A 26,985-nucleotide genomic window follows, 5' to 3' on the forward strand; every position below is an offset into this window, starting at 1 on the left:
GCAGAGCAGGAAGGCACGCCATGACTGGCTATATTATAAAAAGGCTCATCTCCGCGGTGCCGGTCCTTCTGGGGATCTCGGTCATCGTGTTTCTGATCATGGCGATGATCCCGGGCGACCCGGCCACGGCGATCCTTGGCTCTTATGCCACGCCCGAGAATGTGGAGAAGCTCAATCGCGATCTCGGTCTCGATAAGCCCTTGGTGCAGCGGTACTTTATCTGGCTTGGCAATATGTTGCAGGGCGATTTTGGCCGCAGCTTCTCTCTCAACCGTGCGGTTCTGGACGAGGTGCTGGAGCGATTTAATGCAACGCTGGTGCTGGCGGGCACATCCTTTGTGATCTGTTCGATCCTTGGCGTTGCAGCAGGTGTGGTCTCAGCGGCGCGCCAATACGGGCTGGCGGATAAGGCGATCACATTTGCGGTGCTTCTGGGCATTTCGATCCCGTCGTTTTTCCTCGGCATGATGATGATCCTGATATTTGCGGTGAATCTGCGCTGGTTCCCGGTGTCCGGCATGTGGCCGATCTACGGCGCGCGGGATCTCTCGGCCCTTGTCAGCCATCTGGCACTCCCCGCCATTGCGCTGGCGGTGGTGGCCACTGGCGTCATCGCCCGCCTGTCGCGTTCTGCCATGCTGGAGGTCCTGCGGCAGGATTTCATCCGCACCGCCCGCGCCAAAGGCGTGCATGAGCGCAGCGTGATCTGGCGCCATGGCCTGCGCGCGGCGATGGTGTCGATCATCCCGGTGCTGGGCATTCAGGCCGGGTTTGTGCTCTCGGGTGCGGTCTACATCGAGATGGTGTTTCAATGGCCCGGCGTCGGGCGCATGCTCGTTGATGCCATCCTCAAGCGCGACATTCTGCTGGTGCAGGGCGGCGTGGTCGTTGTCGCTGCCTGCTATGTGCTGTTCAACATTGCCGTCGATGTCGCCCAAAGCCTTCTGGACCCGAGGATCAAAGCATGAGCTTCCTGGGTCTTTTGTCCCGCAACCGCCTCGCGCTGGCGGGGCTCATCGTGATGTCGGTGGTGGTGCTGCTGGCGGTGTTGACACCCATTTTGCCGCTGCCCGACCCGGATGTGACCAACACGGCAGAGCGGTTCAAAAAACCCTTTAGCGAGGGGGCCTTGCTGGGCACCGATCACCTTGGTCGGGATCTCGCCAGCCGCCTGATGTGGGGCACGCGGCTGTCGCTGGCGGTGGGCTTTGCCGCAGCGGTGGCGGCGGCCACCATCGGGGCTGCCATTGGCGTGATCGCCGGGTTTTACGGCGGGCGCGTGGACAATGTGATCATGCGCGGCGTCGATATGCTGATGGGCTTTCCCTATATCCTGTTGGCGCTGGCGATTGTTGCAGCACTTGGTCCGGGGCTGCTGAACGCGCTGATCGCGGTAGCCGCCGTCAACATCCCCTTCTTTGCCCGCAACATTCGCGGTGTCACCGTCGGTATTGCGCATAAGGAATTTGTTGATGCGGCGCGGCTGTGCGGAATGTCGAATGCCCGCATCATTATCACCGAGGTGGTGCCAAACGTGATCCCGGTGATCGTGATCGCCATGTCCACCACCGTCGGCTGGATGATCCTTGAGACGGCAGGCCTCAGCTTCCTTGGTCTTGGCTCGCAACCGCCGCAGGCGGATCTGGGCTCCATGCTGGGGGAGGCACGCTCGGCGCTGATCACCAATCCGCATACCTCCGTGGTGCCCGGTGCGATGATCCTTGTGATCGTGATGGCGATCAATCTTCTGGGCGACGGCGTGCGCGACGCCCTTGATCCGCGTCTGAAATCCGGCGCGCTTAGCCGCCCGATGCCCACCACCATGGTGCGCCGCACAGACCCCGTGCCGCCGCCCGAAGGCGACGGCATCCTGAGCCTGCGCGGCCTGCAAACCCAGTTCCACGTGAAGGATCGCATCTACAAGGCCGTGGGCGGAGTTGATCTGTCGGTAAGGCCGGGCGAATGCCTTGGTATCATTGGTGAAAGTGGCTCTGGCAAGTCCGTGACGGCGCTGTCGATCATGGGGCTGGTGGCCTCGCCTCCCGGTGTCATCACCGGCGGTGCCGTGCATTACAAGGGCGAAGACCTGATCGGTGCCCCCTATGAGACGCTGCGCCGTCTGCGTGGTGATCGTGTGGCCTATATCTTTCAAGATCCTCTGGCGACGCTGCACCCCCTTTATACAGTTGGTGCGCAGCTCATCGAGGCGATCCAGAGCCATCATCGCACCAGCACCTCCGAGGCCCGCGCCCGCGCGATTGAACTTTTGAAATCCGTGCGCATCCCCAATGCCGAGGCGCGCGTGGACAATTACCCGCACGAGATGTCGGGCGGCATGCGTCAGCGGGTCGGCATCGCCATGGCGCTGGCCAATGACCCGGAGGTGATCATCGCGGATGAACCCACAACCGCGCTCGACGTGACGGTGCAGGCGCAGATCCTTGCGCTCCTCGATGATTTGCGGCGCGAGCGGGGCCTGGCGATCATCTTCATCACCCATGATTTTGGCGTGGTGGCGCAGCTTTGTGATCGGGTGGCGGTGATGTATGCGGGCCGCATTGTCGAGGAAGGCCCTACCGATGCCATCCTCAATGCGCCCGCCCATCCCTATACCGCGCGGCTGATGGCCTGCGTGCCGGAACTGGGTCAGGGCAGACGCCAATTGGCAGCCATTCCCGGCCTGCCGCCGGTGGTGGACAAACTGCCCGCGGGCTGTGCCTTTGCCGACCGCTGTCCCAAGGCCGCAAGTACCTGTCGCAGCGGTGACATTGACCTTGGCCCCTTTGGGCCTGCTCGCAAGATCCGCTGCATCGATCCTGAAATCCCAGTGCAGGAGGCCACGGCATGAGCGCGGCACTGAAACTCACCGACCTCAGCAAGACCTTTCCGGTGGGCAAACGCCTGTTCGGCGCACCCAAGGCGGGCGTCAAGGCGGTGCAGCCGCTCTCGCTGACGGTGGAAAAGGGCGAAACCCTCGGCATCGTAGGTGAGTCAGGTTGTGGAAAATCCACATTGGCGCGGATGCTGGTGGGCTTGCTGCCGCCCACCACCGGCCAGATTGAGATCGACGGAGCACCGCTTGATAACGCGGACCCGGCCACCTTTGGGCAGAAGATCCAATATGTCTTTCAGGACCCGATCAGCAGCCTCAACCCGCGCAAAACCATTCGCCAGATCATGGACGCGCCCCTGCGGCATCTGCACGGCATGGACACCAAGGCGCGGGCCGCCCGCATTGCGGAGATCTTTGCCGCGGTGAACCTGCGCGAAGAGTTTCTTGATCGCTACCCGCATGAATTCTCCGGCGGGCAGTCGCAGCGGATCGGCATTGCGCGCGCCTTGGCAGCGGAGGCGCGCATCCTGATCCTGGACGAGCCCGTCTCGGCGCTGGATGTCTCGGTGCAGGCGCAGGTGCTCAATCTTCTGGCTGATTTAAAGAAGAAATTTGGCCTGACCTATATCTTCATCAGCCATGATCTTGCGGTGGTGGAGGCTGTCAGTGATCGGGTTGCGGTGCTGTACTTTGGCTCTGTGGTGGAGGTCGGTCCAGCGGATCAGGTCTTTGCCGCCCCGCGCCATCCGTACACCAAGCTACTCGCTGACAGCGCACCTGTCGTGGGGCGCCCGCTTGCTGCGCCAGAAGCCAAGGAGACCGAATTGCCAGATCCGCTCAATCCACCACTGGGCTGTGCTTTCCGTGCGCGATGCCCCCGTGCGACGGAAGTTTGCGGCGTCGCTCCGCCGCCCCTAGAAACACATGATGATCGCGTGGCGAGCGCTTGTTTCTATCCCTATTGAACGTTGTCATGGGTTAGAAAACCGCATGTTGGGGCTCAGTCAGACTCGACGAAGGCTTCGCAATCTATGTGTTTGGATGAAGAATGCGAATGCTCAGGTATTTTCGCATAGGATCTTGATAGATCATTAGGGCTGGCATTCCCGGGCTGAGATCGCTTCCTCTCGCCCACTAACCCGGCTCCATGATCCGGGATGGATGGATGTGGAACCGGTGCGCAACTCAGGCGTCGCCAAGCGGTGCAGCTCACTGTTGGTCGAGTTGTAGATGGGAGTTCCTGTGGAGACGCGGCTGACGCAGGTTCGCCGGGTGTTAGCTTTGGCGACTGACGCACGCAAACTCTGCCATCTTGTAGGCGCGCATGCGGTTGAGATACGGTCAAGGTTATGCCCCCCCCGTTGCGAATGTCTTGTGTCGATGTAGACGGACCCCGCCTGATTGCGACGGTTTGTCTGTTTCTGGATCGAAGGTCGCGATTGCTGATCTATATCCGTCTCTTAGGGCGGTGTTTCGTCTCTGCGCGTGGTCAGGCCTCGAAGGGCCAAGGACCGGGGAACAGGCCCGTCGGGATGACCTCTGAAACCAGTCCTGCTCCGGGCTGGTCGAGCCATCGATGGACCGTCACGGCGCCCGGTTCGAGCACCAGGTGTGGGGCAGGCCCGGTCCGATGATCGGTCAGCACCGCGTGGCAGGTCGCGGGGGCGATCTGACAGGTTACGCGACCGATTTGCCCGGTCACCGCGCGGTGGACGTGGCCGGACAGCATGCGAACCGGCCCTCGATGCGCCCCAAGTCGCGTGATCATCGCAGCACCGTTGCGCAGATTGTCCGCATCCATTGCGGGAAGCCCTGCATGCATGAAGGGGTGATGCGTGGCCACGATGGCGGGTTGATCACCGATGGCGGCCAGTGTCGTGTCGAGAAAATCCATGCCCTCCTCGCAGAGCATCCCGTGATGAGCGCCTTCCAACAGCGTATCGAGGCCGATCACCGAGAAGGCGCCGAAGTCCCGCACCCAATGTAGGGGACCTGTACGGGGCATCCAGGGCGCATCCGAAAGCGCCGCGCGCATCGGTGCGCGCTGGTCGTGATTGCCGGGAATGGCAATCCACGGCAGGGCGAGGTCGTCCATGATCGACAGGAAATGCGCGTATTCCTCGGGCGTGCCATGATCGGTCAGATCGCCGGTGACGATGGCACAGTCGATCCCCTCCCACAGTGGCAGCTTCGCGTTGATCGTCTCGACCGCGCGGCGCAGTGCCTGTGCCGTATCCGAACGCCCGCAGACCAGGGTGCCGGGACCAACGATATGCGTGTCGGTAATCTGAATGAACCCATGTATCATGCGGCCATCTCCATCGGCAGAACCAATAGAGCCTCAGGTGGGATAGACAGGCGCACCTCGTCTCCGGGCTTTGGTGCGCTGAGCCCCGCGTGCAGCATAAACAGCGGCCCGGCCATTACGCCGGACAAGGCGATGCGGTAATGCGTGCCAAGAAAGGTCACGGTCTCGACACGGCCAGTGATCGGGCCTTGCGGATCGATGCTGATATCCTCGGCACGGACCAGGACCTGCTGACCGTCGCCCGCCTGAGGTAGGGTCAGAACACCCCCCGGAAGATGCATGTGAGCACGCTCTATGCGCCCCTCCAGAGGCATCGCATCGCCGACGAAGCGGGCCACAAAGCCGGTCGCGGGATTGCGGTAAAGCGCCTCGGGCGTGCCGATCTGCGCAACCTGGCCCTGGCTCATTACGGCCACGCGGTCCGCGATGGCCATTGCCTCGTCCTGATCGTGGGTCACGAAGATCGCGGTGATCCCGAACTGGCGCAACAGCAGCGCCAACTCGTCGCGCAGGTGGTTGCGCAGCGCGGCGTCCAGCGCCGACAGCGGCTCGTCCAGCAGCAGAACCCGAGGACGCGGCGCCATCGCGCGCGCCAGCGCGACGCGCTGCTTCTGACCACCCGAGAGCGCGGTGACGGACCGGTCGGCATAGGGGGCCAGCCGACACAGGCCAATGACCTCGTCTACCCGCGCGGCAATTTCCGCCTTCGGAAGCTTCTGCATCTTCAGGCCGTAGCCGATATTGCTGCGCACCGACATGTTCGGAAACAACGCATAGGACTGAAACACCATGCCGATCTTGCGGCTTTCGACGGATTGATGTGTCACGTCGTCGCCGTCAAAGACGATTGACGCACCGGGGTCCGGTGTCTCCAACCCTGCGATGATGCGCAGCAGGGTGGATTTGCCGCAACCGGACGGTCCAAGCAGCGACAGGATCTCGCCCTTGGCGATTTCCAGATCAGTGGGCAGCAATGCCTTCGTGCCGCCGGGGAAGGTCTTGGCGATATTGGTGAGTGTCAAAGTCATTGCATGATCCTTTGTGCGCGGGCGCTGGCCCATTGCATGGCCATCAGAAGCGGGACGATCATCACGAAGAAGACCAGCGTGTAGGCCGAGGCCACTTCGAGCCGCATCGAGGCATAGCTGTCGGCAAGACCGACGGGCAGCGTCTTGAGGTAGGGTGTGTGCAGCATCCACGTCAGGTTGAACTCGCCGATGGACAGGGTCACCACGGTCAGCGCACCGGCAAGGATGCCGGGCATGGCGTTGGGCACCACGACGTCGACGAAACGCCGTGCCGGGCCTGCACCAAGGCTGGCTGCCCCTTCCTCAAGCGTTCTGAGGTCGATGGCGGCCAGAACCGACAGGACAGAACGGACCATGAAGGGCAGCGTGTAGAGGACGTGCCCGACAAGGATGAAGGTCCAACTGGTGCGGAACCCCTGAACGGTCCCGTAAAGCTGCAGTAGCGCCAGCGCCAACGCGAGGCCCGGAATGGCCAGCGGCAGCGAGATGAATTCCTCCAGAACGCGGGTGATCCGGCCCGGGTTGCGCGCCAGCACATAGGCCGCAGGCACCCCGATGACGAGCGTCGCCGCGAGACAGGTCAATGCCAGCCAGATCGACAGGAATATGCTGTCGGAGTACAGCTCCCAGACTTGAACGATCCATTTCAACGTCAGGCCCGAGGACAGGCCACGGAAGTAATTGACCGTCAGCCCGGCCAGGATCGACTGGATGATCGGGATCAGCAGGAAGGCGCAGGCCAAAAGCGTGACGGCAAGCGGGACGTGGCGGGTTATAGGTCTCATCATATCAGCCCCCCGCCGCGACGGCGCCGCCAGAGAAGCTGCGCGCGATCAATAGCATCGCCCAGGTCACCAGCCCCAAAACCACCGACAGAGCCGAGGCCATGGCGATGTTCGCCGACAGGGTGAATTCGGTGTAGATCACCATTGGCAGCACGTCGATGTCGGTGGCCAGCGTAAAGGCGGTGCCAAAAGCCCCCATGGCGGTCGCAAAGGCGATGGCCCCGGCAGCGATCAGCGCGGGCGCGAGCGCCGGCAGCAGCACATCCGTCACAATCCGCCAAGGCGATGCACCAAGCGTGCGCGCGGCCTCTTCCAGCGCGGGGTCGATCTTTTCCGCCGCGGCCATGACCGTCAGCAACACCCGTGGGATCGAGAAATACAGATAGCCCAGGAACAGCCCAATGATCGAATAGGCAAAGACCCAGTACCCGGGCAACAGTTGGTTCACCAGGCCTTGTCGCCCGCCCAGCAGGATGATCATGAAGCCCACCACGACGCCGGGAAAGGCCAGCGGCAAGGTCAGGATCGACAACAGCACGTTGCGCCCAGGAAAGTGGTTGCGCACCAGGTAAAGCCCTGCCGTGGTCGAAATCGCGAGAGCCGCAACCGTAACGGCGAGCGAGACGACAACCGTCTGGCCCAGCGCCGACAGGTAGCGCGGGGTTTGCAGGATTTGCAGGTAGATCCCCCAGCCTGCCTCGCTTTCGCCTGACGCCAGGATCAACCGCCCGAGCGGGATCGCCAGCAAGGCCAGGGTAAAGATCGCCAAGGGCAGCAGGCAAAGCGATATGAAGTGTCGCTGTGTCATGAATGGTCCGATTTGAATAGGGCCGAGCAGGGAAAGGCCCCTGCTCGGCTGGCTGAGTGCCGTTACTTGACTTCGTTCAGGTAACGTTCGCCAAAGGCGGCCTGTGCGCGCTCCATTTCGGCGTAATCCACCGCGACGGCGCGTTCGTAGTCGGAGGCCGGCAGGAACTTCTCGGCCACTTCTGCGGGCAGCTCGACCGGGCGAGCAGGCTGAAGATAGGCGTTGGTCCAGATCGCCTGGCCCTCATCCGACAGAATGAAATCCAGAACGCGCTTGCCGGCATCCGGGTTGGGCGCGTCGGCGACGAGGCTCATGACATAAGGCACGCGGACCGAGCCTTCGCAGGGCAGCACGAATTCGAAGTTGCCGTCCTCTTCATACTTTCCGCGATAGGCGTTGAAATCGTAGTCGAACAGGATAGGGATTTCGCCCGACACCACGCGTGCATAGGATGTCTGCTTGGGCACGATCGGATCGTTCTCGGCCAGGGTGTTGAAGTACGCGATGGCCGGATCGAAATTGCCAAGATCGCCGCCATTGGCGAGGTTCACCGCCACTGCACCGGCATAGCCGACGAAGGCCGATGACGGGTCAAGGTAGCCCACCATGCCACGGTATTCAGGCTTGGTCAGGTCGGCCCAGCACTGCGGGACGGGCGCACCGGCCAGCGCGTCGACGTTCACGAACATCCCCAGCGTACCGTAGTGAATGGCGAACCAGTTGCCCTCCGGGTCTTTCAGGCCTTCGGGAATGTCGTCGAAGCCTTCGGGCTTGTAGGGCTGAACGACCCCTTCGGTGCCTGCCTTGATGCCGGTGGTGACGCCGTAATAGGCCACGTCGGCCACTGGTGCGGCGCGTTCAGCCAGAAGCTGGCTCAGGGTCTGGCCCGAGTTCTTGTTGTCATGCGGCATCTGGATGTCGAGCTTGTCGTCGATGGCTTCAAGCATCGAAGCCCAGTCGGCCCACTGCGGCGGGCAGTTGTAGCAGATGGCATCCTCGGCCAGCACCGGCGCGGCGATGACGGTTGCGAAAAGCGCGGTCAATACAGTATGTTTCATGGGTTCATCCTTGTTTGAGATCGGTCTCGAGCGAGTGAACTGACGGCGGCCAGGTGGTACCCTGGTCGTCGTCGCGGAATTCCGGGCGGGGCGGCGCAAGCGTAGCGCCCGCACGGAAATTGAAGGGCAAGGGCGGCTGCTGTGCGCAGTCCTTGCCTTGGATCAGGTCCAGAAGGGTCTGCGCGGCCTGACGGCCAATTGCGTCCGGCGCGGTTTCGATCGTGGCAAGGGGCACATCAAGAAGCCGCCCAATCTCGATTCCGTCGAACCCGACAACCGACAAATCCTGCGGCACCTTCTTGCCTCGCAGGCGCACGGCCTTTTGCACGGCGATGGCCAGGAAATCGTTGGAGGCAAAGATTGCCGTCAGCCCGTCCAACTTCCCAAGAAGAGTGGCCAGCAGTTCGGGTGTGTTGGCCTCTGCCTCGCTCAGCTCGATCAGCGCGGGGTCTGGCAGACCACACGCCCGGCAAGCGTCGCAAAACCCCGTATAGCGGTTGCGCGACCGGTCCGAACTGGAGAACCTCAACGCCAGAAAGGCCGTGCGCCTGTGACCCAGATCGGCAAAGCGGCGGGCCACCTCGCGCGCAGCTTCGAAATTGTCGACATGGGCGGTGGGCAGGCCATCAATCGGGTCGTGGAACATCAGCGACAGCGGGATGCCACGCGCACGCGCCCGGTCGAGCGCGGCGCTGCGCTCGGGTGCGACCATGGTCAGCACCAGGCCCTCGACGCCTTTGTCCAGCAGGGTCGAAATGGCCGCACAATCTGCCTCACCGTCGTAGTTCGAGCTTGCGATTAAAAGCTGGTAGCCGGTCTTGCTCAGAGCCTCCTGCACGCCCTGAACGGCTTCGGCAAAGACCGGGTTGGCCAACGAAGGCACAAGGCAGCCGATGGTCATGCTGCGACTGCTCTGCAACGCTCGCCCGATTGCGCTGAAGGAAAACCCCAGTTCGCGCGCTGCCTCCTCGACCCGTCGGCGTGCCTCGGCGCTGGTGGGCCCGGATCGGTTCAGCACCCGGCTCGCCGTCGCAATGCCGCAGTCGGCCTTCCGCGCAACGTCCTTGATGGTGATCTTCTGCCTTGAGTTCACGTGCGTCATCCGTGTGAAAACGTTTCCACACGTCTGCTAAAGGACATTCGTCACAAGAGTATGACAGCGAAGTTTGGACACCGAACCACCTCACCCAGTGGCCAAGATCGCCGGAAACGTCACCTGCGCTCTGATCAGATTTGGTCGCGAGTAACTTTTTGGTGGAGGATCAGCACCAGCAAAGGGGCGCCGATCAAAGAGGTGTAAATACCAGCGGGCATTAGGGCTGAGGGGGCGAATATGCGTGTCGCGATATCGGCGAGCGTGACCAATCCAGCACCGCAAGCTGCTGCCGCGACCAAGTTGACCTGTCCCCGCCCCATTTTTCGCGCAAGTGGGCCTGATACAAACGCGACAAAGCTAAAAGTACCGGCCAACGCCACCATAGCCGAAGCGAGAAGAGCCGCGCTCAATAGAAGGAGGGGGCGCAATCGGTGGATTGCAAGACCCCAGCCACGCGCCGGGTCATCACCGAATTCCAAGCGGTCAAGGGAGTGGGATGCGGGCAGTAAGACGAGCGCGCCTACCGCAAGTGAGAGAGCGGCAATCTGAACCTCTTGCCAGCCCATAGCGTTAAGGGACCCTGCGAGCCATGCCATAGCCTGTCCTGCTGCCGCGTCGCCAGCCCGGATCAACAGGATGCTGAGAGCGGCGGAGCAGGTGATACCAACTCCAATCCCGTAGAGGATCAACCTGCGTGGATCGAGGCCGGCCCTACGAGAAAGCGACAGCGCAAAAATCAAAGCCGTGGCCAACACACCTCCGCTCAGCGCACCCAGCATCGTAACGACACCGGCAAGTTGGGCGGCCACCCCACCCAGCGCCGCACCCTGAGAAACGCCGATGATGTCGGGCGAAGCAAGCGAATTACGCAGCAATGACTGAAACACTGCGCCCGCCAAGCCCAGGCCCGCGCCTATAAAAAGCCCGGCGAGGGCGCGCGGCATTCGCAAATGCCACAGCAACACATCTTCCTCAGGTCCGGCGCGTAGGCTCACCAGAAGCTGATCGGGCGAAAGCCAAAGTCGCCCTGCGGAGAGCGCGAGCATGAACAGGCCAAACAGGGCGGCGATGCCAAGTGCGGTTTTCATGTCCGTTTCCCCAGAATTTTCGAAAGCAGGACCATAAATGCGGGGCCGCCGATCAAGGCCAGAACCAGTCCTATCGGAACTTCCGAGGGGCGCGCAGCGACGCGGCCAATTGTGTCACACGCCAGCACAAGTATAGCGCCCATCGGACCGGCAAACGCGAGGGTGGTACCAAGACTGGCTCCGGAGATTGCGCGCGCGATATGCGGGATGACGAGGCCGACAAAACCGATAGGCCCAGCCAAGGCAACGGCGCCCCCCGACAGAAGCGTTATTGAAATAAGGGCGAGGGTTGCGACCAATGCGGGATGCACCCCAAGACCGTATGCAATATCCCCCCCAAGCGCCATTGCGTTCAGACCTCGGCAGCAGAGAGCTGCAAGTCCAATGCCAAACAAAAGGAATGGTAAAACAAAAGTTAGGGTCTCAAAATCAGTTTGCCCGAGCGCTCCCACCATCCAAAACCGATAAAGTTCGCGACTTTCGGTTTGCAGGAGGACAATGGCTGCAACCAGAGACAGACACAGGCTGCTGATTGCAGTACCCGCAAGGGGGAGCCGGATTGAGAGGCCACTACCAACCGTCGATTTTGTGCCACCCGCCAGCAACCATACTGTCAGCGCGGCAATCCCCGCGCCAAAGCTGGCGGTCAGTGTCAGGATTGTTGTGGGTTGCGGTCCAAGGCTCCAGGTCAACAAAACCACAGAGAGAGCAGCGCCAGCATTGACCCCCATCAGCCCTGGATCTGCCAGCGGATTGCGCGTGAGGCTTTGCATCAGCACACCCGCAATGGCAAGGGCAGCACCACAGGCAGCAGCGGTGAGGGCACGTTGTAGTCGTAGGCCACGCACCAACGCATGCAGTGGATCAGAGGCGTCGAAGTGAATTAGAGCATGCCAGACCACGGCGGCTGGTACATCTCTTGCACCAAAGCTCAGGGATGCGATCATCCCCAGCCCGAGGGCCGTCAGGCAAAGACTGCCTTGAAGAGGGATCGCGATTTTGGAGCGAGAGACTGAGCCGCGCAATACCAGAGAACCTGTCTGACAATTCTTGAGAGGGAAGCTGGCGAAAGCTGGCCGCGCCTGAGTGAACCAAAGGTGTGGTGCGGTCAAGCAAGATGGCAGCGCAGGTGTGGCTGGGCAGGGCTTGACCCGTGCTGTGTCGCCACGTAGCCGTTACCCGTTCCCAGCCAGCGCGAGACTGCGCATCGCTAGGTCTGCTTGATGCTTCATTGGGAACGGCTATGCGGATCTTTATCTTCCTATTTTTATCGCTCGCGGCCTCTGCTCAGGCTGCAGATTTCCCGGCTCGGATCGAACACGCCTATGGCGAGACGGTTGTGCAGGCCGCGCCTCAACGCGTGGTTTCCGTTGGGTATCATGAGCAGGATTTCCTTTATGCACTGGGGGTTGCGCCGGTTGGCGTGCATGAGTGGTTTGGCGGGCACGCTTATGCGACATGGCCTTGGGCAGAGCCTGCCCGGTCTGAGCTCGCCGCGACGCCGGAGGTGCAGAGGGGGTTTGAGATCGACCTTGAGTGGGTGTTGTTGCAGAAACCGGATTTGATTGTCGCAACATTTGCGCCACTGGATGAGCGCACCTACGCGATGTTGTCGCGTATTGCGCCAGTGGTGGGGCCGCCCGCAAATTTCGCGATGTGGGGGGCACCTTGGGAGGAGGAGCTGCGATTGATTGCGGCGGCGACGGGGAAAGCGTTGACCGCAGAAAGGATCATAGCCGATCTGGATCAACGTATATCGGCAATTGCGGCACAACATCCGCAGCTGCAAGGGCTGAGCGGCACGGTGGCGCATTTTGCCGGGGGGCAGATCGTGGGGTATCGATCTGAGGATGGCGGCAATCGTTTACTGCACCGTCTGGGAGTGGAGACCCCAGCCACCTTTGACCAGATGGCCGGGCCGGGGGGCAATTTTACAGTCAGCCCGGAGCGGATCGATCTCTTTGATCTCGACGTTGTGCTTTGGCTGACGGACGAACCTGCGCGTGCAAAGATCGAGAGCCTGCCGGGCTATGACGCATTAAGGATCACGCGGGAAGGGCGGTCTATTTGGGCAGATGAAACGCTGACCGGCGCGCTCAGCTTTCAGTCGCCATTGTCGATAGAATGGGCGCTGGATCAACTGGTCCCGGCATTGGTGGCTGCGACAGATGGCAGTCCAAACACTGAAGCGACAGAATAGTCCCGTCGACGTCATGAGATGCGTTGACCGCATAGGGATAGTGCAATAGCACCGGCTCAACCGAGGCGCGGAAACGATATCCCACCAAGGCAGTCCTGAGGGCATGCGTGCCCTGAAATGCAACTGCCACTGGCCCGGTATTCTCCCACTCTTGCGACCTTGTCGTGGAGACACCCAGTCGGCTTGATTGAGACTGGATCGAAATGACCAATAATTCTATCACCCGCGCCCGCCCGCGCGTTTCCAAACTGGTGCTGTTTATGGGCACCACTTTGTTGAGCAGCGCAGCGTTTGCGCAGGACACGCCAATTGTACTGGACCCTATCGTGGTGACGCGCGCCGATGAGGCGTCGCCACTGTCGGGTGGTACCGGATATACAGCGGAAGAAACCACCGCAGGTTTCAAGGGTGGGGTGCCACTCGTTGAGGTTCCGCGTTCGGTCTCCGTGGTCACCGCACAGGAAATCGCCGCCCGTGCGCCCGTGCAGATTGAGGATGCGCTGGCCTATACGCCGGGTGTCAGTGCCTCCAATTGGGGGGTGGATGACCGTTATGATCAATTCACCATCCGTGGTTTTGACACCGGATCTAAGGGGATCTACCGCGACGGGCTGATCCAGAAGAGCATCAACTTCTCTGGTTTCAAAACCGACCCGTGGATGGTGGAACGCATCGATGTGCTGCGTGGTCCGACCGGTGTCATGTATGGCCCGGGCGAGGCTGGCGGGATGGTCAATATCGTCAGCAAACGTCCGCGGTTTGAAACATTCGCCGAAGGGCGCTTGCAATATGGCTCTCATGACACTGCACAGGCAGCGATTGATCTGGGCGATAGCAATGCCGCAGGGACCCTTGCCTGGCGCTTGACGGGGCTCATGCGCAATGGCGGCAATGAGGTGAAGGACGCACAGGATGACCGTTTGCTTGGTGCATTTGGTGTGACGTGGGCGCCGACCGATCGCACCGAAGTGACGTTCCTCGGTCACTATCAGGAAGATAACCTTGCACCAAATATGTTCCTGCCTGTCGCAGGCGAAGACTATGATGCGAGCTTTGGTGCTTTGCCGCAGAGCTTTGCCGACAGTCAGCACGACTTCAATCAGCTTGATACCGAAGGCTGGTCCATCGGCTATCAGGCGCGCCATGAGGTAAACAGCCAACTTACCCTGCGCCAAAACCTGCGCTACAGCGAGCAGGATACGACCTATCGCCACCTCTATTATAGCGGTATGGCCAGCGCCACGCAGATGCAGTTTTACGATTTCACTGTGTTTGAGACGGCATCGACTTTCGCAGTGGACACGCAGGTCGAATATCGCGCGACTTTGGGTGCCGCTGAAAACACTCTGGTCGCGGGGCTCGATTATACCCGTCAGGTTGTGGATGGCACCCAAGGTTTCGGCGCTGGCTACCTGATTGATGTGACCAATCCGAGCTATGGTTTTGGTGTCAGTGATCCGGGAAATTACATCGACCGCAAGACCACCGAAGATCAGACCGGCCTCTATGTGCAAAACCACACACGGTTTGAGAATGGCGTTGCCCTGACAGCGGGTCTGCGCAAATCATGGGTCGAAACCGAGACCGAAAACCGCCTCACCAATACCACCAGCACGCAGGATGATGATGCCCTGACCATGTCACTTGGGGCAACTTGGGATCTCGGCAATGGCTATGTGCCGTTTGCCTCTTATGCCGAAGGGTTCACGACAAACATCGGGAGCAGCTTTGACGGGACCGCCTTCAAACCAACCGAGAGTGAACAATTCGAGGTTGGTCTGCGCTATCAGCCGGTGGGGCGGAACCTGATGCTATCGGCGGCGGTGTTTGACGTGACAAAGACCAATGTTCTGACCGCTGACCCTTTCAATTCGAATTTTCAGGTGCAGACTGGTGAGGTCCGACACAGGGGCGTGGAAATGGAAGCGCGTGGTCAGTTGACTGAGCAACTGGCGGCGATCTTCAGCTATTCGTACATTGATGCAAAGATCACCGAGTCCAACAACGGCGACAAGGACAACACTGCTGCCAAAGTGCCTGAACACCTCGCGTCGCTATGGCTGGACTACGCTTTTGCCGGAGGGCTCGAAGGGCTGAAATTGGGCGGTGGTGTGCGCTATGTCGGCGAGAGCTGGGGCGACAACGCCAACAGCCGCAAAGTCGATGACTACATCCTCGCGGATGTCGCTGTCAGCTACGCGTGGGATGATTATCGGGTGTCGCTTGGCGTGACCAATCTCTTTGACAAGGATTATGCGGCCACATGTGAAACCGTTTCTTACGGTTGTATCAGTGGCGAAGGGCGTGAACTGACCCTGGCCCTGAACCGCAAATTCTAATTCCAGCCCTGCGGAAGCAACGGCCTCCGGTGTAAAGACCGGGGGTCTTTTGCGTTTAATCCCTGAGGATGCGTTCAGGGCAAAACGGCAGGTCTGCTTTTTCGCGTTCGGTCATCCGAGCAATGTCCGGGTGCGACAGTGGATCACGATCATACACTGATCTGCTCGGGTAGGTTTTTATGTGCGTTTTGCATCTCAACCAGAGGGCCATAAAGCGGAAGAAAGAAACCTGTGTCATGGGTCCACGCTGGCTCAGATGGGCATGGATGGCTATCGACTTCGCGAAGGCCAGTGTTTAGTTTTTCTAAATGCATAATCTGAACAGCATTCCCCTCTCTGCGTTACGCACCATTGAGGCAATCGCGCGTCATGGAACTCTGCGCGCAGCCGCTGAGGAGCTGGGCGTCACCTCCGGCGCGCTGAGCCAGCGTCTTGGTAAGGCGGAAGAGATTTTGGGGCAGGTGCTGTTTCACCGGACCTCAAAGGGTCTGCACCCAACAGAGATTTGCACGCGGATCGCCCCCCGGCTGTCCGCCGCAATGGCAGAGCTGTCTGCCGTATTGAGCGAGGTGCGAAACCGGCAGGGTGATGCGCTGACGCTGACGGTGGCACCGATCTTCGCCAGCCGATGGTTGATCTGGCGGTTGCGGCGCTTCAATGACACCAATCCGCACATCCGGCTCAGCGTTATACCCACCGCGGATGTGATTGATCTGAATACCTCTGACGTCGATATCGGTATCCGGGTCGGCGAAAGCGGTCCACTGGGCGCAGAGGCGACGCCGCTGTTGGTGCAGCGGGTGTTTCCGGTTTGCGCGCCTGAGATCGCAGCGCAGATCCGCGCACCAGAAGATCTGTTTCGTTTTCCAGTGATCCGGGAGGATGCGCGGCTCTATGGCTGGGCCCCCTGGCTTGCGCACATTGGAATGGCGGAGCAGGAAATCCCTGCCGGACCAACGTTTGCGGATTCCTCGCTCTGCCTTGATGCGGCGATGACCGGGCAGGGTGTGTTCATGGCATGGGAAACTCTGGCGTGCGACGCGCTGGAGCGGGGGCAGGTTGCCGCTCCTCTTGCGCATCGCGCCGACACAAAGGCCACCTATTGGTTTGCCGTCGCACCCCATGCCGCGCGCAACCCAGCGGTAAAGGTATTTCGGGTGTGGTTGGAGGCAGAACTGGCATGTTCGATGGCGTTCTGGGGCCAATCTTAATTCAGCGGGCCCAGAGATTAAGGCCCGCTGAATTAGCGACATCACACATCGAATGCCTGGTCCAGATCTGTGCGGAATTGTGCGTGGAACATCTGATCGCCAATGATGTGCAGATGGTTGGTTCCCGGCACCACCGTGGCTGCTGACGCACGCGGGGAGTAGCGCCGCCAGTCTACCAGATTGAGGCCGCGGCTCAGACTGTCTCCGGCACTGTAAGAACGCACCGGGACATCCAGGCGCGACACCTGATAGCGCCGAAATACCAACGCGTTGTCGATCAGCACCCAAAAGGTGTGCTCTCGGCTCGACACCTCTGGCCCATCAACGGGTAAAGGGTCCGCCTCATTGCCGATAAAGCGCAGGAATTGCGCATAACACAGCTCATCCATCGCATCGATCAGCGCATCCCACTGAGGGCGCATCCGGGTCTGAGCCAGCCAGCGCCGCAGGTCCACCTCCAGTTGCTCCCGTTCGCCGGGAGCGAACTCTGGCACTGCGCCCGGCGCAAAATCGCGACCCAGATCGCAGACATCCACCATTCCCACCATCTGAATATCGACGTCATCGTGCAACTGCCGGGCCGCTTCCCAAGCAAGAAGGCCACCCCAACTCCAGCCAAGGAAAGCACAAGGATGCCCTTTGCTCTCGCGGCGAATGTGATCAACGTAGTCCGCAACGACCTCCGGTACCGAGACATTGAGGCGCTTTTCCTCGTTGAGCGAGTGGCAGAGAAAACCCGTGACAGGCTGATCCGCGTCCAATGCAGCGGTGAGGCGCATGTATTCGCGGGTGGAAACCAAAAGCCCCGGAAAACAATAAAGCATCGGCCGATGGCCAGTGCCGCGCAGTGCAATGGCCTGCCGTCCTGTGGAACGTCCCGTTGCGATCCGCGCGGCCAGTTGCCGCACAGTGGGCGCATCAAACAGATCCGCGATGGTCAACGGTGTTGCCGGCCAGTGCTTGCGCATTTCGGCAATCACTTTAAGTGCGATCAGGGATTTGCCACCACACGCAAAAAAGTCATCGGTGACGCCTAGCGCTGAATTGCCGATCTGCGTGCGCCAAATCCTGAGCATTGTGGTCTCGGTCTCGCCTTCTGATGCCACATTTTTGGTGGCGTTCTGGCGCGTTCCGGGTAAGGGCAGGGCGGTGCGGTCAAGTTTGGCATTGGGGTTGGTCGGCATCCGGTCCAGTACCACAATCGCTGCAGGGAGCATGTGGCGAGGCAGTCGCGCCTCCAACGCCCGCATCAGATCTTCTTCCTGCACCTGAGGCGGCGCGACTACATAACCGACCAGACGTTTGTGACCGTCATCTTCGCGCAGCAGAACCAGAGCTTCAGAAACATCTGTCTGTTCCAACAATGCGGCCTCTATTTCACCGGGTTCAATACGATACCCGTTGAGTTTGACCTGCAGGTCGACGCGGCCCAGAAACTCGATGGTGCCATCCTCACGCCAGCGTCCAAGGTCGCCGGATTTGTAAAGACGCGCAGCTTCACGTCCGTCCAGATCGGGTGCAAATGGATCGGGAATGAACCGCTCTGCGGTGGTGCCGGGGCGGTTTATATAGCCGCGGGCAATACCTTCGCCACCGAGATGGATCTCACCCACGACACCGATCGGGCAGGGCATCATGTTTGCATCAAGAACATAGGCGCGGCGGTGCCCCACAGCGCGACCTAGAGGGGCGTAGGCACCCTCGAATTTAGTGCCCGCCCGCACCTTCCAGACCATCGGCGTCATAATGGTCTCTGTTGGTCCGTAACCATTGATCAATAGGGGCGCGCGCAGTTCATCTGACAGCAGATCAAAGGTGCTTTGAGCGAGCCCTTCACCGCCAAAGGAGTAAAGCCGCATATCCGGAGCTTCGCCAGTTTCGCGCGCCCATTCGGCCAGTTGCTGCAGGTATGTCGTCGGGATCGAGGCATTATTGCAGCCATGAGTTCGCATCGCGGCCAAGGTTTGCTCAGGCGTCCAGAGCGGGCCATGCGGGATCACTGCTGAACCGCCCATCATCAACGGGTTCATCCAGCGTTCGTGGCCACCGTCAGAGGAAAACGGCAAGAAGGGCAGTTCTCGGCTCTCGGCGCTCATCTCGTAGACACGAGCAGTATCTTGGAGATGGTCGCTCAGCGGGCCGTGTTCCACCGCGACCCCCTTCGGTTTGCCGGTAGAGCCGGAGGTATACATGATGTAAGCGATTTGATCGCGGTGGATGGGGACCTCGGGATTATGCTCTGGCTGGTCCGCGCCGGGTTCATCATCAAGGCACAAGACATGCGCCGCGATCCCCTGCGGGAGGCGGTTCAGATAGCGGCGACGGGTCACCACAACAGCGACACTCGCATCCGTCAAAATATGGTGATTGCGGCTCTCCGGGTGGTCGGGTTCGACTGGAATATAGGCGCCACCCGCCTTCAGCGCGGCGAGGATTGCCATCACAGCGTCGATCCCGCGTTCCACCATAATCGCCACTGGCACTTCTGCGCGCACACCACGCGCGATGAGGTGGTGAGCCAATTGATTGGCGCTGCGGTTCAGGCGATCGTGGCTCCAGGACGCGCCATCTGAAATCAGCGCGGTTTTTTCTGGTGTCAGGCGTGCATGGTCTGCGATCAGGTCATGAACCGGACGGGGATCGTTCTCCGCGTAGTCTGCATAAGGCGCAGAGAGGTGGTCAAGCTCATCCTCCATAAGAAGTGGAATGCGCGCCACCGGGAGTTCGGGCTCCTTGAGGCCGGTGCACAAAACCCGCGCCAGATGGGTGAGCAGCCGCTCGATAAGCGCGGGTTCGAACAGATCACGAGCATAATTGGCGTGTAATGTGAGACCGCCGTCTTGGTGCAGCTGTGCAATCAACTGGCACTCGCCCTGTGTGGCAGGCTGCGGCGGATCAAGGCGGCGCAGCCCCTCCGGCAGGGATTGATCACCCAGGACATGCAGCGTGACCGCCCCCATAACATGACGACCTGCCCCATCCCTGCGCAACATGTCCTGTACCAGTTGCGCAGACGAAAGGGTCCGCGCGCGTGCCTCTGATATAGCGCCTGCCGTGTGGCGCAGCGCTGAGGGGAGTGATGCATAAGGGTTTAGCGCAAGACAAAGCGGCAGGACATCCTCGCTGCGGCGCTGGCTGAAGGGGCGGGTCTCACCAAGCGCAAAGCGCAGGCGGCTTTGACCGCTGTAGCGCATCAGCACAATGCCAAGCGCGGTAGCTACTGCGGTTTCCGCAGTGGTGGCGTCAGTCCCAAACTGGGAGAGGGTCTCCGCGTCAATCGAAAGCTGTGCATGGCCGCGGAAGGTGCCTTCTTTGCCGTTGTAACGTTGTGGCAAGCGGACATTCAGGATCTCCGGGTCTTGCAGCAGCTTACGCCAGTGTTCAAGGCGCTTGCGTTCTGTTTCGGTTGATACGGGGATCGGTTCCGGCTGATCTTCAGAAGGCGTGCTTTCTTGGGTCAAGGCCTGCGCAAAATGGGCTGCGATTTGATTAAGGACACCCTGATCCGCCAGAACCGGATGTAAGGCGACGCCGAGGAGGCTGCCTGTCTCACTACTGCCGACGTAAACGGCGGCCAGCGGCCCCGCGTCGAGAGAGAAACGCGCCTTCGTAAGGGTGGCTTCAAACTCCTCTATCGGGACTTCGCTCACCGCGATCTGATGAGAGGCAGTCTCCTTGCGCCGAAAGGCGCCCCCTGCCTGGCGGCTCAGCCGGGTGGCAAAAACCGGATTATTCGCAATCATCTCCGTCGCAGCGCGGCAGATATCGGATGCACTCCATCGAGGATCAATAGCAAGACGCAGGCGCTGGATTACAAAAGGCGCCAGTTGCCCCACTTGATCATGGGCGCAAATCTGCGCCTCCGCGTGCGAGAGTGCATCATGCGTGTGGGGGAGGGTGGTATCCGTCGTCATGCCATAGCCTCCTTTAGCGCAGCAGGGCGGGGATCCCGCCAGTTCTGCTCCACCCTCGCAAGGCAATCGGCGTGACATTCGGGCGCGCCTTGTGCCTGCCAGCCTGCAGGCACCGGTAGCGCGGCGGGCCAGATCGACCAGCGGTCTTCGGTGTTTTTCACGCAGATCCAGAGTTCGGGGTCAGGGTGCGTCATCGGGCTCTCCCATTAAAAACGTATCGGGTCTGAGACGTCAGCAGCCGCGTGAAATTCACCCTTCGGGAGAGGTTTTCTCGGGCCAGAGTGAATTTTCGGGCCGCTCTTGCGTCCTATTGAGACGAAACCCGCGCCGCGCGACCCGATGCCCATATTTGGATTCTGCTCCCATGCCGCACCTGAGCCCTATTGACCTTGGCAGCCCGCGACTGGGGCGCACCTTGTTGCGGATTGCATTGCCAACAGTTGGAGGTCTAACGATCAACGCGACCCATCAGGGGGTGGATGCCTATTTTGTTGGGCAGCTGGGACCCGAAGCTCTGGCCGCTGTCAGCCTGGCATTGCCGCTTGCGGGGGTGACTGCAGCGCTTGGGGTCGGGTTGGGGGTAGGCTGTGCCACTCATGTTGCGCGCGCACTCGGCGCGGGGAAACGGGCCAAAGCCGGGCAGGTGGCATCTGCGGCAATGGGACTGTGTCTGCTTCTTGCGACGATCCTAGCTGCTGTCCTTTGGAGCGGGCGTGGGGTGCTGCCGGATCTGCTTGGCGCGGCAGAGGGCGTCGCAGCTCCGGCGCAGGCCTACCTTTCGATCATGGCGTTTTCTGCCGCTTTGGGCATGGTGCAAATCCTGTGTGATTTCATAGCGATAGGCGAGGGAAATGCACGATTTAGCTTGCTGACGCTTTGCCTGTGCTTTGGTCTCAATATCTTGCTCGACCCGCTTTTGATCTTTACCGCAGGGCTCGGCGTTTCGGGCGCAGCCCTTGCCACGGTGCTGGCGCAGCTTGCGACGTTGATGCTTTATGTGTGGTATTTCGCGCGCCAGCGCGGCGCATTGCGTCTGCGCCCCAGCCTCAACCCTGCGGCGCGGGCGTGGCTTTGGCCGGTGTTGCGTGTCGGGTTGCCAGAGGCGGGGTCGGTCCTGCTGACGAGCCTTGCGTTTGTGGTGATGTACCACATGGCAGGCCGGCTTGAGGCGGCAGAAGGGCAGGCGGCGATGGGGATCGCGCTGCGGCTCTGGCTGATGGCGAGCCTTCCGGTTGAGGGTTTTTGCCTCGGAGCGCAGCCGTTGCTGTCACATGCGGCCGGGGCTGGAAATCTGCACCGATTGAGCCGCGCGATGTTCTGGATCGCGGGTGTCTCCGTTTCTGGCGGCCTGCTGATGGCGATATCAGGGCTGCTGGTACCTCTACCGCTCGTGCAGTTCTTTACAGACAACGAGACCGTCACAGCGCTTGCCGTGCCCGCTGTCTGCCTGTTGTCGATCTCGCTGCCTGCCGTCGCCCTGCGGCACGCCACGCAAGTGCTGTTGCAGGCCACGCTCAGAGTGCGGCTCGCTGCTGTATTGGCACTGGCTCCACTGGGTTGGTTGCTTTTGCCGCTGCTCATCTGGTTGGTTCCGCGATTTGGCTTTGACGCTCTCGCGCTCAGCCTCGCTGTCGCAACGCTTTTGACCGGCGTCGGTGCGGCGCTGATCCTGTGGCGCATGCCACGCCCCTCAAACTCCGGAGTTCTCGCATGAAAGATCACGAAATCCAGCAGCTGAGCGATCTGGATCGCCTGACTGAAACCTTGATTGGACCAGAGACCGCGATGCCTCATGATGCCAGTTCAGTGCCAATCTTCCAGACGTCCTCTTTCCTGTTTGATCGCTATGAAGACATGGCCGCAGTCTTTGCAGGTCAATCTGATCGCTACATTTATACCCGAGGCAACAATCCCACTGTGGCAGAACTCGAGGCGCTGATCGCCCGCATGGAAGGGGTCGAGGCCGCGCGTGGTTTCGCCTCTGGCATGGCGGCGATTGCATCTGCGGTGCTGCCGTTTGTAGAGGCGGGCAGCCGGGTGGTGGCTGTCAATAATCTCTATTCTGATGCCTTCCGCCTGTTTGAGTGCGTGCTGAAAAAATTCGGTGTTACCACCGATTACGTGGACGGCACCGATACAGAAGCTGTTCTGGCAGCCTTGCCCGGTGCCAGCCTGATTTATCTGGAAAGCCCCACCTCATGGAGTTTCACCACGCAGGATCTTCGCGCCATAGGGGCCGAAGCACGTAGGCTCGGGGTGGTCTCGGTGATCGATAACAGCTGGGCGACACCGCTGTTTCAGCGACCGGCAGAGTTTGGCATCGACCTCATCGTACACGCGGCATCCAAATATCTCGCCGGACATTCCGACACCATCGCCGGGCTGGTGGCAGGGCCAAAGGCCCTGATGGACCGGATCAATCATGAGGCTTATCACTACCTTGGTGGCAAAATGTCTCCCTTTGACGCGTGGTTGGTGCTGCGCGGTATGCGCAGCTTGCACCTGCGAATGGCGCGCCATTGTGCAAACGGTCTGGCGTTGGGGCGCGCTCTGAGTGCCCATCCCGCGGTGACTCATGTGCGTCATCCGGCCTTTGAGGCGAACTCCGGCAACGCCTGCCTTTCAGGCTATGGCGGGCTCTTCGCCTTTGATCTGGATGACAGCGTCGATATCGCGCGATTTACCAACGCCTTGCGGGTGGTGAAAATCGGCGTGAGTTGGGGTGGACCAGAGAGTTTGGTGATCCCGGCGCAGGCTGCATTGGGGCTATCTGGTGCGGCCAATGTGTTCCAGCGTTTTGGCACTCCGGCGGGATCGGTGCGCATCGCGGCAGGGCTTGAACAAACAGAGACCTTGGTAGAGGACGTGCTGAACGCCATTGAGGAGGGTCGCAGGTGACAGAAACCAAACCGCTAGCCGAGGGCGAGGCATGGGCCGGAGCAAAATGGTACGACCTTGCAGATCGCGAAAGCGGCGCGGTGCGACGTGTCTTCCTCTGGGTGCCGCCTGAGGCCGCAGGACAAGCACCGGCCGAGGGTTGGCCTGTTCTCTATATGACCGACGGCAATGCGGTGATCGCGACGGCTATCGATGCAATGCGCGCACAGGCCTGCTACCCTTCGGGAACCAACACCGGCTGGGGTGTTCTGGTGGCGATTGGTTATCCCACCGACGACGCCTATGATCCTTTTCGTCGAAGCTGGGACCTCGGCCCGCCACCGGGGCAAAATTACCCGCCCTTCTGGGATGACGGTGAGGAGGTTCGCACCGGCGGCGGCGGCGAAATGGCACGTTTCCTGCTGGAGGATGTGCGTTCTTTCGTGGCCGCCAAGGTCCGGGTCAATCCAGAGCATCAGGGGTTATTTGGTCACTCCTTTGGTGGTCTGTTTGCGCTCTGGCTGCTGTTTCAGAACCCCAAGGCCTTTAGCCACTGGATCGCGGCCAGCCCGGCGATCACCTGGGAGGAGAGTTTCCTGCTGGATCATTTGTCTCGCTTTGATGCGGGTGCGGCGCAAGCCTATGTGCATTTGTCAGCGGGCGAATGGGAGGGCGACCACCTGGCCCCCTTTCAGGCCCAAGCACCCGATGCTGCTGAGCGTTTGAAAGAGAAGGCAAAGACCCGCACAATTGCCGCCGCACAAGAGATGGCTGCTGCCCTGTCAAAACATCCGGGCCTAACCACAGACTACGAGACCTATGGCGGGGAAAACCACATGTCGGTGCTGCCCGTGGCTGTGAACCGTGCGATCCAGCGGGTGTTTGCCTTGAGTTGACGTCTGCGCAGAAGGTCGGGTGTAAGTCTCATATTTTCTGCGTGGTGTGACTGAATTTCTGCCAACTTCCTCCGTCCCTTTAGCAAGCCTGCGCGATTGAGCAGGCGATTGCGAACGGAGGATGATTTGTCACTGGATACACTCACTTCACAGCCCTTGCCGATCCACGCCCGACGACACGGCGATGTGGTTCATGTTCGTGGCAACGAAAGAGAGATCAACCTGCCGGTTGCCCATCTGGGCGGTGGGCGGCTGGCGCTGAGACCCGCTTCAGAGGGTGTGCCAACCCACAATGAGACACTTGCGGCCTGTGAAGCTCTGAGCAATCACGCCACCGAAGAGGTATTGGTGGTTCTGGACCGTGTGCTTTGGAGCGCGCGCGAGGCGCAACTGCTGAAATCCGGCTGTGCTCAGGTTCTGGATGGCGACACTCTTGGTGTTTTTCCTGAGCTCTTGTGGCAATTGCCGGATCTCTGGCTCCCCGAGCCACAACCAGTGTTTCCACAGGTGATGATGCCGGATCCGCATGGCGCGCATCCGCTGCGCCCGGCAAAGCCTACTGGCACGCTGTATCACCGGTATATCCCTTGGCTCGATCAGGTGTTCAGCCTGCGCGCATTGGAGCGCGAAGCGGATCTTCCACTGTTTCACCGCTGGATGAACGACACCCGAGTGGCCGCTTTCTTTGACGAGGCCGGCACGATGGCGGAACACCAAGGCTACTTGGCGCGCATGGCTGATGATCCGCATATGATGCCGGTGTTTGGGTGCCTGGACGGGGTGCCGCTGTTTTACTTTGAGCTCTATTGGGCGCGCGAAAATCGCATTGGTGCCCATTATGAGGCCGGGGCCTGGGATCGCGGTTGGCATGTTCTGGTCGGTGAAGAGCACGCCCGTGGTGCTGACTATATCACCGCATGGCTGCCGTCCCTGATGCACTACATGTTCCTTGCAGAGCCTCGGACTCAGGCGTTGGTCGGAGAGCCTGCAGCGAGCCATCACCAGCAGATCCGTAACCTGACGCGGTCGGGCTTTGCCCGTGTGAAAGATTTCGATTTTGCGCATAAGCGCGCGACGCTTGTGCGTCTGGAACGTGACTATTTCTTCAAATCCCGCCTTTGGGCGCGCCCGGATCCAGAAGACCCCGGTCGCCCGTTCCGCCTGTCCTGTTCTGCCCTGTTGACCCGAGGAAATACGAAATGACAGATCTCCACACGCCCTACGACATGATTGGGATTGGGTTTGGCCCGTCGAACCTCGCCCTTGCGATTGCACTGCAGGAATGTGCCGCACCGCTCAACGCCTTGTTCCTTGAGGCCAAGCCTGAGTTTGCTTGGCATCCGGGCATGCTGTTGGATAATTCCGACATGCAGGTGTCCTTCATCAAGGACTTGGTGACATTGCGAAACCCGACAAGCCCGTTCTCTTTCCTCAGCTACCTCCATGCCAAGGGCCGGATGGAGCGGTTCGTGAACCGCAAGACCTTTTTTCCAAGCCGCCATGAGTTCAACGACTACTTCACATGGGCGGCGGACCAGATGCAGGACGTCTGCGCCTATGACCAACGCGTTGAGGCAGTTGCGCCTGTTCAGGGAAACAGCGGCACGGTTGAACTGCTGGACGTCGTGACGACGGATGCAAGCGGCAGAGAAAGCCGCCGCCGCACCAAAGATCTGGTTCTGGCCATCGGTGGCGCACCTAATATTCCAGAAGCCTTTGCCAACTTGCGGCGAAATTCAGCGGTTTTGCACAGTTCGTCCTATGTGACCCAAGGCAAACCGAAACTGGCATCTGCAGAGCATCCATTGCGTATTGCCGTGATCGGCAGTGGGCAAAGTGGCGCTGAGATTTTCTGGGACTTGGTCAACGATCCAGCGCAACCCAATGTGGACCTGATTTTCCGCGGTCAGGCGCTGAAGCCCTCGGATGACAGCCCCTTTGTAAACGAGATTTTTGATTCTGCGTTTACCAGCGACATGTACAACCGCCCCAAGGCGGTGCGCGAGGCCTTTCTGACGGAATACGCCCACACCAATTATGCTGTGGTCGATGGTGATCTGATCGACCAGATCTATGGCGTGTTTTATGAACAGGAGGTCATCGGCACCGAGGCGCATAGACTATTGCGCAATACGCAGGTTCATTCCGCACTGGCGGTGGACGATGGAGTCGAACTCACGCTGAGCCAGCGCGGTGACGTGTCCCGGCAGCGATACGATCTTGTCATTCTGGCCACCGGATATACGCGGCGCCTTGGCGATACGATCTTGTCGGACTTAGCGCCGTGGTTGACCGCAGAGGAGGCCGAGCGCAGCTATCAGGTGCCGACGCGTGATGGCTTCCAACCGCGCATTTTCCTGCAGGGATATTGCGAGGCAACCCATGGGCTGAGCGATACGTTGCTGTCCATTTTGCCCCGACGCGCCGAAGAAATTACGCATCGCCTGATATCTGGCAACGCGCCGATGCAGAAGGCTCTGACAGCGGCGGAGTGATGACAAGACATGGCGATATTTGGCTGACTTCTGTTGATCGCAACAGGAA

The 26,985-nt window shown here is 60.4% G+C and carries 21 protein-coding genes; 11 read left to right on the plus strand and 10 right to left on the minus strand.

Annotated features, from left to right (window positions below; genetic code table 11):
• The first annotated feature begins 20 nt into the window (after window positions 1-20).
• From R0J92_RS00140 to R0J92_RS00150, 3 genes are read left to right on the plus strand one after another with little or no spacing between them, the layout of a single operon-like run.
• Window positions 21-968, plus strand: a complete 948-nt coding sequence (locus R0J92_RS00140) for an ABC transporter permease (RefSeq protein WP_411050305.1) — start codon at window positions 21-23, stop codon at window positions 966-968.
• Window positions 965-2,848, plus strand: a complete 1,884-nt coding sequence (locus R0J92_RS00145; protein WP_411050306.1) for a dipeptide/oligopeptide/nickel ABC transporter permease/ATP-binding protein — start codon at window positions 965-967, stop codon at window positions 2,846-2,848. Before R0J92_RS00140 ends, R0J92_RS00145 begins: the two co-directional genes overlap by 4 nt.
• Window positions 2,845-3,798, plus strand: a complete 954-nt coding sequence (locus R0J92_RS00150) for an ABC transporter ATP-binding protein (RefSeq protein ID WP_411050307.1) — start codon at window positions 2,845-2,847, stop codon at window positions 3,796-3,798. The genes R0J92_RS00145 and R0J92_RS00150 overlap by 4 nt, the downstream gene beginning before the upstream one ends.
• Window positions 3,799-4,322: 524 nt before the next feature.
• Here R0J92_RS00150 and R0J92_RS00155 read toward each other — a convergent pair.
• From R0J92_RS00155 to R0J92_RS00190, 8 genes are all read right to left on the minus strand, one after another.
• Window positions 4,323-5,141: a phosphodiesterase gene (locus R0J92_RS00155; RefSeq protein ID WP_411050308.1), complete on the minus strand. Its 819-nt coding sequence runs from the start codon at window positions 5,139-5,141 to the stop codon at window positions 4,323-4,325.
• The gene (locus R0J92_RS00160) at window positions 5,138-6,169 is read right to left on the minus strand and encodes an ABC transporter ATP-binding protein (RefSeq protein ID WP_411050309.1); all 1,032 of its coding nucleotides are present in this window, start codon (window positions 6,167-6,169) and stop codon (window positions 5,138-5,140) included. Before R0J92_RS00160 ends, R0J92_RS00155 begins: the two co-directional genes overlap by 4 nt.
• Window positions 6,166-6,957, minus strand: a complete 792-nt coding sequence (locus R0J92_RS00165; protein WP_317384242.1) for an ABC transporter permease — start codon at window positions 6,955-6,957, stop codon at window positions 6,166-6,168. The genes R0J92_RS00160 and R0J92_RS00165 overlap by 4 nt, the downstream gene beginning before the upstream one ends.
• Before the next feature lies 1 nt (window position 6,958).
• The gene (locus R0J92_RS00170; RefSeq protein ID WP_411050310.1) at window positions 6,959-7,762 is read right to left on the minus strand and encodes an ABC transporter permease; all 804 of its coding nucleotides are present in this window, start codon (window positions 7,760-7,762) and stop codon (window positions 6,959-6,961) included.
• 62 nt (window positions 7,763-7,824) lie between these two features.
• Complete coding sequence (locus tag R0J92_RS00175; RefSeq protein WP_411050311.1) at window positions 7,825-8,820, minus strand: ABC transporter substrate-binding protein; 996 nt, start codon at window positions 8,818-8,820, stop codon at window positions 7,825-7,827.
• A 4-nt stretch (window positions 8,821-8,824) separates the two neighbouring features.
• A complete protein-coding gene (locus R0J92_RS00180) occupies window positions 8,825-9,922 on the minus strand; it encodes a LacI family DNA-binding transcriptional regulator (RefSeq protein ID WP_411050312.1) in 1,098 nt (365 codons plus the stop codon).
• Between the two features lie 125 nt (window positions 9,923-10,047).
• A complete protein-coding gene (locus R0J92_RS00185; RefSeq protein WP_411050313.1) occupies window positions 10,048-11,004 on the minus strand; it encodes a FecCD family ABC transporter permease in 957 nt (318 codons plus the stop codon).
• Window positions 11,001-11,951 (minus strand): FecCD family ABC transporter permease, encoded by a 951-nt coding sequence (locus R0J92_RS00190; protein ID WP_411050314.1) that lies wholly within the window; start codon window positions 11,949-11,951, stop codon window positions 11,001-11,003. The genes R0J92_RS00185 and R0J92_RS00190 overlap by 4 nt, the downstream gene beginning before the upstream one ends.
• A gap of 296 nt (window positions 11,952-12,247) precedes the next feature.
• Here R0J92_RS00190 and R0J92_RS00195 point away from each other — a divergent pair, with 296 nt between their 5' ends.
• The 3 genes from R0J92_RS00195 to R0J92_RS00205 all read left to right on the plus strand — a co-directional run bounded on the left by R0J92_RS00195 (window position 12,248) and on the right by R0J92_RS00205 (window position 16,754).
• Complete coding sequence (locus R0J92_RS00195; protein WP_411050315.1) at window positions 12,248-13,204, plus strand: ABC transporter substrate-binding protein; 957 nt, start codon at window positions 12,248-12,250, stop codon at window positions 13,202-13,204.
• 203 nt (window positions 13,205-13,407) lie between these two features.
• Window positions 13,408-15,543, plus strand: a complete 2,136-nt coding sequence (locus R0J92_RS00200; protein ID WP_411050316.1) for a TonB-dependent siderophore receptor — start codon at window positions 13,408-13,410, stop codon at window positions 15,541-15,543.
• 308 nt (window positions 15,544-15,851) lie between these two features.
• The gene (locus R0J92_RS00205; RefSeq protein ID WP_411050317.1) at window positions 15,852-16,754 is read left to right on the plus strand and encodes a LysR substrate-binding domain-containing protein; all 903 of its coding nucleotides are present in this window, start codon (window positions 15,852-15,854) and stop codon (window positions 16,752-16,754) included.
• A gap of 41 nt (window positions 16,755-16,795) precedes the next feature.
• On the opposite strand, the gene R0J92_RS00210 is transcribed toward R0J92_RS00205, so the two are convergent.
• Together R0J92_RS00210 and R0J92_RS00215 are read right to left on the minus strand one after the other, a co-directional pair.
• The gene (locus R0J92_RS00210; protein ID WP_411050318.1) at window positions 16,796-20,668 is read right to left on the minus strand and encodes an amino acid adenylation domain-containing protein; all 3,873 of its coding nucleotides are present in this window, start codon (window positions 20,666-20,668) and stop codon (window positions 16,796-16,798) included.
• Window positions 20,665-20,862: an MbtH family NRPS accessory protein gene (locus tag R0J92_RS00215; protein WP_126138330.1), complete on the minus strand. Its 198-nt coding sequence runs from the start codon at window positions 20,860-20,862 to the stop codon at window positions 20,665-20,667. The genes R0J92_RS00210 and R0J92_RS00215 overlap by 4 nt, the downstream gene beginning before the upstream one ends.
• Before the next feature lie 170 nt (window positions 20,863-21,032).
• Between R0J92_RS00215 and R0J92_RS00220 the strand changes: the two genes are divergently transcribed.
• The 5 genes from R0J92_RS00220 (at window position 21,033) to R0J92_RS00240 (ending at window position 26,936) form a co-directional block, all read left to right on the plus strand.
• The gene (locus tag R0J92_RS00220) at window positions 21,033-22,382 is read left to right on the plus strand and encodes an MATE family efflux transporter (protein ID WP_411050319.1); all 1,350 of its coding nucleotides are present in this window, start codon (window positions 21,033-21,035) and stop codon (window positions 22,380-22,382) included.
• Entirely contained in the window at window positions 22,379-23,566 is a 1,188-nt protein-coding gene (locus R0J92_RS00225; RefSeq protein WP_411050320.1) for a PLP-dependent transferase, read from the plus strand. Before R0J92_RS00220 ends, R0J92_RS00225 begins: the two co-directional genes overlap by 4 nt.
• Window positions 23,563-24,441 carry an alpha/beta hydrolase gene (locus tag R0J92_RS00230; RefSeq protein WP_411050321.1) on the plus strand — a complete coding sequence of 293 codons (879 nt, stop codon included), beginning with the start codon at window positions 23,563-23,565 and terminating at the stop codon, window positions 24,439-24,441. Before R0J92_RS00225 ends, R0J92_RS00230 begins: the two co-directional genes overlap by 4 nt.
• 126 nt (window positions 24,442-24,567) lie before the next feature.
• Window positions 24,568-25,644 carry a GNAT family N-acetyltransferase gene (locus R0J92_RS00235; RefSeq protein WP_411050322.1) on the plus strand — a complete coding sequence of 359 codons (1,077 nt, stop codon included), beginning with the start codon at window positions 24,568-24,570 and terminating at the stop codon, window positions 25,642-25,644.
• Window positions 25,641-26,936: a lysine N(6)-hydroxylase/L-ornithine N(5)-oxygenase family protein gene (locus R0J92_RS00240; RefSeq protein ID WP_411050323.1), complete on the plus strand. Its 1,296-nt coding sequence runs from the start codon at window positions 25,641-25,643 to the stop codon at window positions 26,934-26,936. Before R0J92_RS00235 ends, R0J92_RS00240 begins: the two co-directional genes overlap by 4 nt.
• Window positions 26,937-26,985: the final 49 nt, after the last annotated feature.

The sequence above is a fragment of the Tritonibacter sp. SIMBA_163 genome, assembly GCF_046535935.1.
Lineage (GTDB): Bacteria > Pseudomonadota > Alphaproteobacteria > Rhodobacterales > Rhodobacteraceae > Epibacterium > Epibacterium scottomollicae.

Coding starts and splice junctions, on each gene's coding strand:
- R0J92_RS00175 (WP_411050311.1), bottom strand. CDS start 8,820: ATGAAACATACTGTATTGACCGCGCTTTTCGCAACCGTCATCGCCGCG.
- R0J92_RS00155 (WP_411050308.1), bottom strand. CDS start 5,141: ATGATACATGGGTTCATTCAGATTACCGACACGCATATCGTTGGTCCC.
- R0J92_RS00140 (WP_411050305.1), top strand. CDS start 21: ATGACTGGCTATATTATAAAAAGGCTCATCTCCGCGGTGCCGGTCCTT.
- R0J92_RS00190 (WP_411050314.1), bottom strand. CDS start 11,951: ATGATCGCATCCCTGAGCTTTGGTGCAAGAGATGTACCAGCCGCCGTG.
- R0J92_RS00220 (WP_411050319.1), top strand. CDS start 21,033: ATGCCGCACCTGAGCCCTATTGACCTTGGCAGCCCGCGACTGGGGCGC.
- R0J92_RS00225 (WP_411050320.1), top strand. CDS start 22,379: ATGAAAGATCACGAAATCCAGCAGCTGAGCGATCTGGATCGCCTGACT.
- R0J92_RS00240 (WP_411050323.1), top strand. CDS start 25,641: ATGACAGATCTCCACACGCCCTACGACATGATTGGGATTGGGTTTGGC.
- R0J92_RS00205 (WP_411050317.1), top strand. CDS start 15,852: ATGCATAATCTGAACAGCATTCCCCTCTCTGCGTTACGCACCATTGAG.
- R0J92_RS00145 (WP_411050306.1), top strand. CDS start 965: ATGAGCTTCCTGGGTCTTTTGTCCCGCAACCGCCTCGCGCTGGCGGGG.
- R0J92_RS00165 (WP_317384242.1), bottom strand. CDS start 6,957: ATGATGAGACCTATAACCCGCCACGTCCCGCTTGCCGTCACGCTTTTG.
- R0J92_RS00160 (WP_411050309.1), bottom strand. CDS start 6,169: ATGACTTTGACACTCACCAATATCGCCAAGACCTTCCCCGGCGGCACG.
- R0J92_RS00215 (WP_126138330.1), bottom strand. CDS start 20,862: ATGACGCACCCTGACCCCGAACTCTGGATCTGCGTGAAAAACACCGAA.
- R0J92_RS00170 (WP_411050310.1), bottom strand. CDS start 7,762: ATGACACAGCGACACTTCATATCGCTTTGCCTGCTGCCCTTGGCGATC.
- R0J92_RS00185 (WP_411050313.1), bottom strand. CDS start 11,004: ATGAAAACCGCACTTGGCATCGCCGCCCTGTTTGGCCTGTTCATGCTC.
- R0J92_RS00210 (WP_411050318.1), bottom strand. CDS start 20,668: ATGACGACGGATACCACCCTCCCCCACACGCATGATGCACTCTCGCAC.
- R0J92_RS00200 (WP_411050316.1), top strand. CDS start 13,408: ATGACCAATAATTCTATCACCCGCGCCCGCCCGCGCGTTTCCAAACTG.
- R0J92_RS00150 (WP_411050307.1), top strand. CDS start 2,845: ATGAGCGCGGCACTGAAACTCACCGACCTCAGCAAGACCTTTCCGGTG.
- R0J92_RS00195 (WP_411050315.1), top strand. CDS start 12,248: ATGCGGATCTTTATCTTCCTATTTTTATCGCTCGCGGCCTCTGCTCAG.
- R0J92_RS00180 (WP_411050312.1), bottom strand. CDS start 9,922: ATGACGCACGTGAACTCAAGGCAGAAGATCACCATCAAGGACGTTGCG.